The organism is Mucilaginibacter phenanthrenivorans (assembly GCF_024721155.1).
Lineage (GTDB): Bacteria > Bacteroidota > Bacteroidia > Sphingobacteriales > Sphingobacteriaceae > Mucilaginibacter > Mucilaginibacter phenanthrenivorans.
Window position 1 is genome coordinate 72,326 of sequence record NZ_JAHVAP010000011.1, and the last position, 12,591, is coordinate 84,916.

Genomic DNA, 12,591 nt, shown 5'->3' on the forward strand with positions numbered 1-12,591 from the left:
TTTATCATAGATGTTGAATTTTAAAGTTACATTTAGCGTTTAAACCTATTGCGTGCGCAACTTCGTAAAATTTCTTTGCTACTCCTTACTGTTAACCCTTATAGCTTGCAGTAAAAGTAAAACACCCGCTCCCCCAACGGAGGACGTGCCTCATGCTCCTTACGTAGCCTCTATAAAACCTGCAATCGGGAAAGCCGGTTCTGTTGTTACAATAACCGGCCAGGGATTTTCAACAACGGTGTCTGAAGATGTAGTAACATTTAATGGCGAACCTGCTACAGTGTTAACTGCAACTAAAACTCAACTAACAGTTACGGTTCCTGCAACAGGCAGCTCAGGAGTGGTGGCAGTTTCGGTAAAAAACATGGAAACTCTTGGGCCAGTATATGTATATAGTGATACTCCCGAAATTAATTACATTTTACCAAAAGAAGCTGCAGGTGGCGAAGTTTTAAGCATTTATTGCTCAAAATTTTCTACGACACTTACTGATAATGTTGTAACAATAAATGGAGTAGCGGCAAAAGTAGTCAACATATCACAATACTATATAGATGTTATTGTTCCAATTGGTGCAGGTGACGGCATCGTTACATTATCTGTAAAGGGTTTAAAAGTTTCGGGACCTAAGTTTTCATATAACTATGTAGGAGCGGTAACAACTTTATCAGCAACATATAAAGAAGCAACCGGAATTTGCGCGGATACATTGGGCAATGTATATGTTACAGACAAGGGCAACAACCTGGTATTTAAAATTACCCCAAGTGGCATATCTTCCGTTTTTGCCGGAAGCACGCAGGGAAGTGCCGATGGGAAAGGAACAATTGCTCAGTTTAATCATCCCGAAGGTATTTGTATTGACGCTGATAATAATTTATATGTTGCTGATGGTGGTAATAATATTATCCGTAAAATAACTCCAGACGGTGTTGTTAGTACCTTTGCCGGTGCGGCAGGCGTAGCCGGATCCGTAAACGGAACGGGTAACGCAGCTTCGTTTAATAATCCGGTAGGAATAGCCATCGATAATAGCAATAACTTATTTGTGGCAGACCAGGGCAATAACAAGATTCGAAAAATCACTCCAGCCGGCTTAGTCAACACCTATTCGGGTTCAATCCAGGGTCTTTTGTATACAAGTCCGGGAACTACTCAGTTTAATCATCCGCAAGCTGTTTGCGTTGATGCCCAGGGCGTAGTGTATGTAGCGGATAACGGGAACAATATGATTGCTCAAATTGCCGCCACTGACGGTTATTGCACATTGTTTGCCGGTGGACAAGCAGGATATTCTGATGGCATTGGCGCATCAGGGCGATTTAACTTTCCTACAGGGATGGTGCCCGATAATCGTGGTAATATTTATATTGCCGATTCTAATAACTACCTGATACGAAAAGTTACAACTGATTATGCACGAGTTTACACATTTGCAGGAAGTACGCAGGGCAGCGAAAATGGTGTTGGGAAATTAGCACAATTTAATCATCCCTTAGGGATATGTATGGATCCGAAAAGGAATGTACTATATGTAGCTGATGGTGTAGCTGTTAGAAAAATTGTTTTACAATAATAACTCAACTGGTCCGAGAGTCAACGGCGGGCAGAAGCTATTTGGCATATGCACGCTCGAAAAATGGATAAATCAACCTAAAGCCTCACGTCCATTATTCCACCCCTCCCTATCAGCAAACCTATTAATTAACATAGCAGCAACGGTATCACCCGTTGCATTTAGCAGCGTTGCCACAGGATCTATTAGTGTACCAATAATTATCGCAGGAGGCAGCGCCTCGGGCGGGAAGCCGTAGGCAGAGATAAACAGCAGCTCACCTACGTAACCTCCGTTGGGGATGCCCCCCTCCACTACGCTTACCAGCACCGTCATGCCGAGAGCAAGCAAGATAACTTCGGGACTATTAAAGCTTTTGCCGAACATAGAAAACACCACGGCCATTTTCAGGATAGATGAAATGCTCGAACCATCCTTATGCAGGGTGCCGCCGAGCGGAATGGCAATGCCTGCGATTGTTGCAGAAATGCCCATTGCCTTTGCAGCCTCAAGGTTTGCAGGTATGGTTGCAATACTGCTGCAAGTCCCCACCGCCGTGAATGACGGTACAATATTATTTCTCCAATATTTCCTTACACCTTTAATTCCTCCGGCTATAAACGCGTAAATGCTAAAAAATACAGCATAGTAAAAAATGCTCACCCCGTAACCGATCCCCATGGTATGGGCATACGTGCCGAATAACGATGGACCAAATACGGCAACCTGGTAGGCAAAATAGGCCCCCAGGCCAACCGGCCCAAGCTTCATGATCAGTACAAATACATTTTTAAACACTTCATTCCCTGAATTCAGGAAGCTGCTGAATGCTACCCCTTTTTCCCCAGCCCGCAAAGCGCCAAAACCGGTAAGGATGGCAAATATGATCATGGCCAGCATGTTCTTGCGCGAAAGCAGTTGGTAGAACTCTCCGGTGGTAAACAGCTGGGTTATTTGATCTCCCGAAAGACTTTTATTTACCTGCTGATCAATTACTTCGCTTGATAATACAATTTGCTGATGCACCGGGAATAACCAGAATGCAACAATTGTAACCAAAGCCGCAATAATTACGGTTGATAAAAACACAAGCGATAAAATGGTCATGATCCTGCTGAGCTTCTGCTCGCCATGAAGGTTGGCTATTGCCGAGGATATAGCGAAAAAAACCAGCGGAATTACGGCTACAAACAGCAGGTTGAGAAAAATATCGCCTATTGGCTTAAGCACTTCGGCTCGTTTGCCAAATACAATGCCAGCAATACTGCCTATTATGATCCCGGTTATCAGCCAGATCATCCCGCTATAATTTTTTAACCAGCTATTCATTTGTTAGTCTCCGCCGGTAAGATAGTTATATTGACGGAAAAATATCGGCAGGTTATACTACTTTTCTGCCAATAATACACGCCGATGGCACGAACCAGGCCTGGCCACTCAAATAACTTATCCGGAAACCTCATATGCGTCTTTTTGACCACTACCCAACATACCCTTCATTTTTATATTTTAGCCCAAACAAAAACCCTTACTACAAGCAACCATGTTATTAGTCCGATTTCGATCCGTACATAGCCACTGCTATTTAATAAACTGCGCACCACTTTTTAAAAGACGCCATTAAAATCAGTTTTAAAAAGAGGTCTTCCCCTTGCCCTCTTTTCGGGCAACAATTTTTGCTGTTTTTGAAGAAATCTGCAATCGATTGCAGAAATAATTGAAAAGTGGCCTTTTTTGGCGTTTTTACAGCTAAAATTAATCTATTATTTATTTTTTATTAATGAACGACTCTTCTTTTGTGTCATTATTATAAACCAATTATAACTCCTGTTGACCCTTATTAATCACCAGGCTATTTTTTAAATCATTCAAAACATGGTCATGAACAATTACGATCCTAACCCGCCGTAAGTATGCTGCTGCACGCGCTATTTATTATCCTAACATGGTAAACCAAACCAATTAAACTCAAAAATTAACAGAAAGACAATATGAAAAAAATAAAATACTTACTTGTACTTTTCTTTCTTTTCCCGCTTAGTTTGTTAGCCCAACAAACTCCGATCAGCGGAAAAGTAATAGACTTAACCGATGGGTCAACACTTCCGGGGGTAAGTGTAAAAATTAAAGGCACAACCACCGGTGTCATTACAGACATAAGCGGAAAATTTCAGCTTATAGTACCCGGTCCCAACGCTATTTTGCAGATATCGTACCTGAGTTTTGAAACCCGTGAAATTGCCGTTAAAGACATAAAAGGGGGCACAATTGCCTTAAAGCCTTCAAGTAAAGGCCTTGAGGAGGTAGTAGTTGTGGGTTATGGTGTGCAAAAAAGGGCAACTGTAACCGGCTCTATAGCAACGCTGCAAAATAAAGAGATCGTTACAACGAAAAACGAAAGCGTTGTAAACATGCTAACCGGTAAAATACCGGGTATCCGTATTGTTCAAACAACTGCCGAACCGGGATCTTATGCCAATGACTTGAATGTAAGAGGTTTTCAAACCGCGCCGGCAATTGTAATTGATGGCATAATTGGCGGAGACCAGTCAACATTAGGCAGGATGGATCCAAATGAAATTGAAAGTATCTCTGTGTTGAAAGATGGCGCAGCAGCCATATACGGTATAAGGGCTGCCGGCGGCGCCATTTTGGTAACAACTAAAAAAGGATCAAAAAACGGACAAGTTAATATCAATTATTCAGTTAACGATGCGGTGCAAACATTTTTGGGAATGCCCCAGGGCGTAGGCGCTGTAGATTATATGCTGCTGACTAATGAGAAGGCTAAACGCGATTTCCAAAATAATTTTGTTAGCAACATAACCCCGGTATATTCTTATGCAGACATGCTGCCATGGCTCAAAGGAACTAACAAATCTGCCGATTGGATAGGTCTTGTTTTCAGGAAAACAGCCGATCAAATCAGCCATAATTTAAATATTGATGGCGGAAATGAAAAAATCAGCTATTTCTTCAACTTTGGTTACCAGAAACAGGACGGCGTTTTTAAAACCGGCGATTTAAACTACAATAAGTATAATTTCCGCTCGAACGTTACAGTTAACATAGTCAAAGGGTTAAAAGCTCAGGTATTAACATCGGGCTGGATGGATCAGAAAAACCAGCCTTATACCGACGAGTGGACAGTCTATAAGTACACCTGGAACCAGATCCCTATAAACCAGATCTATGCTAATAACAATCCATTATACCCTAATGTAATGCCCGATAACATGAACCCTGCTATCATCACTGATGACAGTAAGGTAGGGTTTAAGGTGGCCAAGAATAAAAGCTTTACAAGCCAGTTAAACCTAACATATGACATACCCGGGGTACCCGGACTAACTGCCAGGGCTTTGTTTAATATTGATTACGGGGTTTATGACTATAATCAGGTAAAAAGCACCTATAATTTATACACTTACAGCGCAGCCGACGATACGTATATCCCAAGTCCGGTAAATTCACCTTCGGGTATAACGCGTCAATATGCCACGCATTTTAACACTAATAGCCAGGTAACATTAAATTACGCACATACTTTTTTCCAGGATCATAACGTAACTGCCATGGTTACCTATGAGCAAAGCCATGAAACCTCTGATAATTTCAATGCTTACCGCGACACTAATATACCTATAGACTATTTATTTGGAGGCCTGCAAAATGCAAATATGTTTGGTGGTCAGGATCCTAATGGCTTAGGGGATGTTGCGCACAGGAGTATTATTGGACGATTGAACTACGATTATAAAGGAAAGTATCTTGCTGAATTCAGCTTTCGCCGTGATGGCACTAATCTGTATCAGCCGGGTCCCGATCAATTTGGCTTTTTCCCGGGTGCATCAATAGGCTGGGTTTTAACCAAAGAAAAATTTTTCAGCAACCTGATCTCTCCAGGTATCCTCTCCAACCTAAAGATCAGGGCTTCTTATGGTCAGCTTGGGGACGAGGCTGGTAATGCATTTAATTATGTTACCGGCTATACCTACCCGGTAAACTCTTATATTTTCGGGACTGCTCCTGTGAACGGCTCAGCACCAAAACTTGGCAACCCGGGTTTAACATGGCCGGTAAGTACCATAAAAAATATAGCCCTTGATTTCGGCCTGTTTAATGGAAAATTAGACGGAACTGTTGAGGTTTTCAGAAACGACAGGACAGGGTTGGTAGCCACGCCATCCACAGTTCTACCAGGCACTGTGGGTGCTCCTACGCCACAGATCAACTATAACAGCGACAGGGTGCAAGGCCTGGACTTCAGCTTATCTTACAGGAACACATTTGGCCAACTGGGCGTAAACCTTACCGGTAACATAGGCACAACCCGATTGAAAAACTTGAAGGTTCTTAGCGGCCGTGCAGGCAACGAATACGAAAACTGGGTAAACAATCAAAATAACAGGTATTCGAACATTTGGTGGGGTCCTGAATACGCCGGGCAATTTACCAGCTACAAGCAAATATATAACTATGGTGTAAACACAGGCGGAGGCAATAACAATGTGATCCCCGGTGATTATTACTATAAGGACTGGAACGGTGATGGGGTAATAGATTCAAAGGATAGCCACCCTATTGCAACTACCGATATTCCGTTGTATAACTATGGCTTCACCATTGCCTTAAGTTATAAAAGGTTTGACATGAACATGCTTTTACAAGGCGCAGCCGGTGTTTACGTACAATACGGCGAACAATTTGCATCGCCGTTGATGTATGGCAGAAGCGCGTTAACCCGTTTCCTTGACAGCTGGCATACCGTAGATCCTGCCGCCAATGTTTTTGACCCCAACACCCAATGGGTACCGGGATTTTACCCTGCAATGGGCTCGCCAGACGCGCAAGGCACAAAAGCTATCCAGAATGCCAGTTACCTGCGTGTAAAAACACTTGAATTAGGTTATTCTTTATCCCCTTCAGTTTTAAAACATATAGGCGTTAAAAAATTCAGGGTATATGTAAGCAGCTACAACCTGTTAACATTCACCGGGCTGAAGAACTACGACCCTGAACACCAGGGGACCAATTCAGATAATAGCAATTTTAGTACTGCCTTCGCAGGCTACACATACCCTGAAAACAGGACCTTTAACCTGGGAGCTAACGTTTCCTTTTAAATTATTGACATATGAAAAGTATACATAAATTAATTATAGCAATATCGCTCACAGCAGGAGTTTCTATAACCTCCTGCCAAAAGTTGAATGTTCCGCCAAAGAATATCTTCACGTCTGATGTTATATTTAACAGCCAGGCGGGCATCCAATCGTTTTTAGCAACGCTGTACCAGGATTTACCCATTGAGGATTTTAAATACTTACCCAGCAGCGCTGACGGTTCTGGTTCAGGTGGTGGTTATGGCTTTTTACACGGAGGCAATGATTGGACGGAGTTTTTTAACGAAGCCGGCGCTATAGGTGAAGAGGTTGGCCCCTGGAGTGGTTTTAATATTGGCGGAGGCTTTGGCTTCTGGCCATACGGCGATATCAGGAATGTTAACATAATGATAGCCGAGCTACCTAAGCATACTACACAGCTAACCCAAACAGGTGTAGATGCTCTTTTGGGCGAGGCCCACTTTTTAAGGGCATACTATTATTTTGGAATGGCCAAGCGTTATGGGGGCGTACCCATTATAACTGTTCCGCAGGATCCCGGCGCACCATTGGCAACATTGCAGGTACATCGCGATAAGGAACAGGCGGTATGGGATTTTATCGGCGCTGAGCTTGACCTGGGTTACAAAATGATGCCGGCAACCAGCGATGCTGGCAGGGCTAACAAGTATGTTGCAGCGGCGTTAAAATCGCGGGCAATGTTATATGCTGCGTGTGTTGCCAAATATGGTTCAGCAAATTTTGTTGACGGAGAAGCACGTTCATCAGGTTTTGCAGGCATCCCCGCCTCAGCAGCCACAGGATACTTCCAGGCAGCTTATGACGCTGCAAAATTACTCGATGGTGTGTACTCGCTTTATAATGCAACTCCGGGAGATAAGGTACAGAATTATGTTGACCTGTTCCTGAAACCCGGCAGCCCTGAGAATATATTTATAAAACAGTATTCTAAAGCTAACAACACAGCCCACAGCTGGGATGCTACCATGTCGCCGCGCTACTTTACAGCTGATGCACTTTCGCGTTCATACCCAACTTTAGATTTGGTACAGCTTTGGGGTAATTTACAGGTAACCAACTCCGATGGTACACCTAAGCGATTTGATAACCGTGCAGACATACAGCAGGGGCTGGAGCCAAGGTTACTGGCTACCATTTATTTCCCCGGCGCAACTTTAAGAGGGCTTACTTTTGATATGCAAAGAGGTATCTATCCGTCATTTAGCGGAACTGCCGCTGCTGAAGTAGCAAAACAACCTAATTCGCGTTCATACATACTTTCAGGTGATACAAAAACCTTGTACCAGGGTAAGCAGGTTATTGGCTTTACAGGCCCCTGGACCGGCGGTGATGAATTAACGCGTACAGGCTTTTATGTACGCAAGTATGTTGATTACAACAGAGTACAGGCTACAGTTGGTCTGAACTCGAGCGTACAGCCCTGGATAGACCTTCGTTATGCGGAAGTATTGTTGAACCGTGCCGAAGCTGCTGTTGAATTAGGCAATACCGGCGATGCACTGGCCGATATCAACCTGATAAGGGACAGGGCCGGAGCTACACTTTACGGTTCTATCGACCTAACTAAAGTTAGAAATGAAAGACGCATGGAACTTGCCTTTGAAAACCAGTATTACTGGGATATAAAGAGATGGCGCACCGCAGATCAGGTATTGGACAAAGCGCATTTTAAAGGATTGATGCCATATTATGTATTTGATGAGAATAAATACATTTTCCTTGCCGAACCCGAACTGTTTAACCGTGAATATACTTTCTCGAAACAAAGTTATTACGAACCAATTCCGGGTGGAGAAATTTCAAAAAACCCCAACTTGCTGCCTAATAATCCTGGTTATTAAGAATTTAAAAAAATAAAAATTAAAGATATGAAAAAACTGATTAGCATAATTTTGGCGGGCATGGCTATACTGGCAATTTCTGCCTGTACAAAAACAGATAATTATGATGGACCAAATGCCTCTTTCCAGGGGAATATAATTTCAACTGCAGGTGGCAATTTACCTACGTCATCAGGCAGTACCCAGATAAAGCTTCAACAAATTGGCTGGACTTCTCCACAAACCATCCCAAGTAAATTCGACGGGACTTTTGAGGATACCAAGCTGTTTAAAGGAGGCTACAGGGTTATACCTACAGGAGGCGCTTTTTGGCCGATTTATGATACGATAACTGTAAACATCGCTCAGGGTACCAAGCATGATTTTACCGTAACGCCTTATATCGTGATCAAAAACTTTACCGCCACTTTAACCGGCACAACGCTAAACCTGACGTATGATATTGATGCACCGATAGTAGCAGGTTTACCTACTATTAAGGATACGCAGCCTTATGTTAATACAACCAAACTGGTAGGTGCAGGCGCTTCTATAAGGGATTTCTCTGATGTAAACGCGGTAACCATTAATAAAGACTTTATTGATATGAGCGCATCCGAAAAATCGAGGACCTTAACGGTGCCTAATCTTATACCGGGCCGTACATTTTTTGTACGCGTTGGGGTACGTTTAAGCGATAGTTACAACAGCTCCAATTTTTCGGACATAATAGAGATAGATGTTCCTAAGTAATTAATCTTAAATAAAAGGAAATGAAATTCATTAAAATAATGATGGCTTGTTCCATCTTCATAATAGCAATAACAGTTTTTAGCTGTAAAAAAGTGCAATATAAGTCCAGAGATACCTCCATGCTGAAACCACCGCCTCCGGATACAACTAAACCGATAATTGATACTTCGGCCGTGCTCAGTAATGCTGATCAGTTAGATGGCTGGAACATAGTAAATGGAGGAACAGAAATTACAACCGCCGCTAAGGAAGGAAAGGGCTATGTTCAGGGAACCATTGCAGTGGGGGGAAATTTTATGCAGTTTCAGCTCGCGCTCACTACCCCTGTTGACACAAAACAGGCCTTAGGAACCGGCGAATTAAAATTCTGGTGGTATATTCAGGATGTTTCCCAGATAGACCCGGGTGGCCAGATACAAATGAGCAGTGACAACAATCCGGATAATTTCCGTCTTGGTTGGGGGTTGTCTTCAATTCTCGACACAGTGCACGCTGGCTGGAACCACATGCAGCTGAGATTTATAGATGCATACGGGTTGACAGATGCAAATCTCGTTAATTTAAAGGCTATAAATTATATGAGGATCTTCTACAACACCAAAGCTAACGTAACTTCAGCTCAAACCTATGGCATTGATGATATGAGGGTTGATGTGGCGGCTCCTGTTATGATTAGTAGCTGCGATAAATTAGATAACTGGAACGTTGTAAACGGAGGGTCGTTAGTAGCAACTGCCCCAAAACAAGGTACCGGCTATATCCAGGGGACAGTTAATGCGGGGGGAGACTTTATGCAGTTTCAATATTCCATCCCAGCCACTGCTACCCCTGCTTTTGTTGATACAAAGGCAACAAAAGATGTCGGCTATTTAGAATTCTGGTGGTTTATTCAGGATGTTACGCTGATATCAGCAGGCGGCCAGATACAAATTAGCAGTGCCAACAATCCGGATGATTTCCACCTGGGCTGGGGCCTGGATGGCATTCTCCCAACAGTTCACAATGGCTGGAACCACTTAAAGCTGAAAATGACCGATGCATACGGATACACCGATAATGATCAAATTAATTTAAGAAAGATGAATTTTATGAGGATCTTCTACAACGTCACCAAGACAACGGCAACTCAAACCTATGGCATTGATGATTTGGAAGTTGCTGTGAAATAATTTTTTCCCTTAACCCTATTAATTTAAACAATCAAAATGGCGGAGAGCAAGTCTCTCTGCCATTTTACACTAAAAACTGAATAATGAACATATATGATTTGTTAAAAATATTAACCGGTAAAAGAATGCTGGTATATCTGCGTGCAGCGGGAGCATGCTTAGGTATACTATCTGTAACGGCAAGCTTCGCTCAGGATAAACCGGTTGAAGATGCACCCGTTGGCAATCCCTTTGTAAGGGATATATACACTGCCGACCCGTCGGCGCACGTTTGGAAGGATGGGCGGCTTTATGTTTATCCATCCCATGATGTTGCCCCGCCACGCGGCTGCGACCTGATGGACCAATACCACGTTTACTCAACCGACGACATGGTACACTGGAAAGACGAAGGCGAAATATTGCGTGCCAGCCAGGTTGAATGGGGCCGCCCCGAAGGCGGTTTTATGTGGGCGCCTGATTGTGCCTACAAAAACGGCACCTATTATTTCTACTTCCCCCACCCAAGCGGAACTGCATGGAACAGCACCTGGAAAATTGGCGTTGCTACGAGCAAGAGCCCGGCAAGCGGCTTTAAATCGCAGGGATATATCAAAGGGCTGGAATCACTAATAGATCCTTGTGTTTTTGTTGACGATGACGGCCAGGCTTACTTTTATTATGGCGGCGGCGGCACCTGCAAAGGCGGCAAGCTAAAGGATAATATGGTTGAGATTGATGGCGAAATGAAGAAAATGGAAGGCCTGGAAGACTTTCACGAAGCCAGCTGGGTACACAAGCGAAATGGCGTTTACTACCTGTCGTATTCAGACAACCATGACGTTAACGGCAAGCACAATCAAATGCGCTATGCAACCAGCACAAGCCCGCTGGGCCCATGGACCTATAAAGGTATCTACATGGATCCTACAGACAGCTATACCAACCACGGCTCCATCGTAAAATTCAAAGGGCAGTGGTATGCATTTTACCACAACAGCGCACTATCAAACCAGGATTGGTTAAGATCCATTTGTTTTGATAAGTTATACTACAATGCCGACGGAACCATTAAAAAGGTTGTTCCAAGCGGATTTATAAAAAATAACTAGGCCAATTACCCCTATCTGCTTATGAACAAACTAATTATTAATATCACGCTCATTACTGCCTTAATTGCTGTTACCGGGTGCTCAAAAAAGAGTGGCAGTACCAATACCCCTACCCCGGTTATTGAGAACGCCAACGGCGACGGGTTTAAAAACCCCTTTGTTTCGCAGATCTATACAGCAGATCCATCGGCGCATGTTTGGGCCGATGGACGCTTGTATGTATACCCATCACACGACGTAGACCCACCCCGCGGCTGCGACCTGATGGACAAATACCATGTTTACTCGACTGATGATATGGTAACCTGGCGGGATGAAGGCCAGATTTTGCAAGCCAGCGACGTATCATGGGGAAGAATTGAAGGCGGTTTTATGTGGGCGCCCGATTGTGCTTATAAAAACGGCACCTACTATTTCTATTTCCCTCACCCAAGCGGAACCGATTGGAACAATACCTGGAAGATAGGCGTGGCAACCAGCAAGAGCCCTGCAAGCGGCTTTAAATCACAGGGATACATCCCGGGTCTGGAATCATTAATTGATCCCTGCGTATTTGTTGATGACGACGGGCAGGCTTACTTCTATTACGGCGGTGGCAACATCTGCAAAGGCGGCAAGCTAAAGGATAATATGATGGAAATTGACGGAGCGATGCAAACCATGCAGGGCCTCAATGATTTTCATGAAGCTACCTGGGTACACAAACGGAATGGCATTTACTACCTGTCGTACGCCGACAATTTTAACGAAGCGGGCAAGGGCAATCGCATGAAGTACGCTACCAGCAAAAGCCCCCTGGGCCCCTGGACTTACCAGGGCGTATATATCGATCCGACTGACAGCGCAACCGACCATGGCTCAATAGTTGAATTTAAGGGCCAATGGTATGCATTTTATCATAACAGTTCGCTTTCACATAACGATTGGCTGCGCTCCATCTGCGTAAACAAGCTTTATTATAATGCTGACGGCACCATCAGGAAAATTATCCAGACAGATCTTATCGGCCAAAAGAAATAAAAATCACCATAAAAACATATAAATAAACAGATTAAA

General features: G+C 43.6%; 8 protein-coding genes. 7 read left to right on the forward strand and 1 reads right to left on the reverse strand.

Annotation, left to right across the window (positions count from 1 at the left end):
* Nucleotides 1-52: 52 nt before the first annotated feature.
* Nucleotides 53-1,576: an IPT/TIG domain-containing protein gene (locus KXD93_RS23765; protein ID WP_258139891.1), complete on the forward strand. Its 1,524-nt coding sequence runs from the start codon at nucleotides 53-55 to the stop codon at nucleotides 1,574-1,576.
* Nucleotides 1,577-1,648: 72 nt separating this feature from the next.
* On the opposite strand, the gene KXD93_RS23770 is transcribed toward KXD93_RS23765, so the two are convergent.
* Nucleotides 1,649-2,884 carry a dicarboxylate/amino acid:cation symporter gene (locus KXD93_RS23770; RefSeq protein WP_258139892.1) on the reverse strand — a complete coding sequence of 412 codons (1,236 nt, stop codon included), beginning with the start codon at nucleotides 2,882-2,884 and terminating at the stop codon, nucleotides 1,649-1,651.
* 662 nt (nucleotides 2,885-3,546) lie between these two features.
* Between KXD93_RS23770 and KXD93_RS23775 the strand changes: the two genes are divergently transcribed.
* The 6 genes from KXD93_RS23775 (at nucleotide 3,547) to KXD93_RS23800 (ending at nucleotide 12,555) form a co-directional block, all read left to right on the forward strand.
* Nucleotides 3,547-6,681 (forward strand): SusC/RagA family TonB-linked outer membrane protein, encoded by a 3,135-nt coding sequence (locus KXD93_RS23775; RefSeq protein ID WP_258139893.1) that lies wholly within the window; start codon nucleotides 3,547-3,549, stop codon nucleotides 6,679-6,681.
* Nucleotides 6,682-6,692: 11 nt separating this feature from the next.
* On the forward strand, nucleotides 6,693-8,543 hold the full coding sequence (locus KXD93_RS23780; RefSeq protein ID WP_258139894.1) for a RagB/SusD family nutrient uptake outer membrane protein: 1,851 nt from the start codon (nucleotides 6,693-6,695) through the stop codon (nucleotides 8,541-8,543).
* A 27-nt stretch (nucleotides 8,544-8,570) separates the two neighbouring features.
* Nucleotides 8,571-9,275 carry a DUF3823 domain-containing protein gene (locus KXD93_RS23785; protein ID WP_258139896.1) on the forward strand — a complete coding sequence of 235 codons (705 nt, stop codon included), beginning with the start codon at nucleotides 8,571-8,573 and terminating at the stop codon, nucleotides 9,273-9,275.
* Between the two features lie 20 nt (nucleotides 9,276-9,295).
* Nucleotides 9,296-10,444 carry a hypothetical protein gene (locus KXD93_RS23790; RefSeq protein ID WP_258139897.1) on the forward strand — a complete coding sequence of 383 codons (1,149 nt, stop codon included), beginning with the start codon at nucleotides 9,296-9,298 and terminating at the stop codon, nucleotides 10,442-10,444.
* An 83-nt stretch (nucleotides 10,445-10,527) separates the two neighbouring features.
* Complete coding sequence (locus KXD93_RS23795; protein WP_258139898.1) at nucleotides 10,528-11,535, forward strand: family 43 glycosylhydrolase; 1,008 nt, start codon at nucleotides 10,528-10,530, stop codon at nucleotides 11,533-11,535.
* A 21-nt stretch (nucleotides 11,536-11,556) separates the two neighbouring features.
* On the forward strand, nucleotides 11,557-12,555 hold the full coding sequence (locus KXD93_RS23800) for a family 43 glycosylhydrolase (protein WP_258139899.1): 999 nt from the start codon (nucleotides 11,557-11,559) through the stop codon (nucleotides 12,553-12,555).
* The last annotated feature ends 36 nt before the right edge of the window (nucleotides 12,556-12,591 follow it).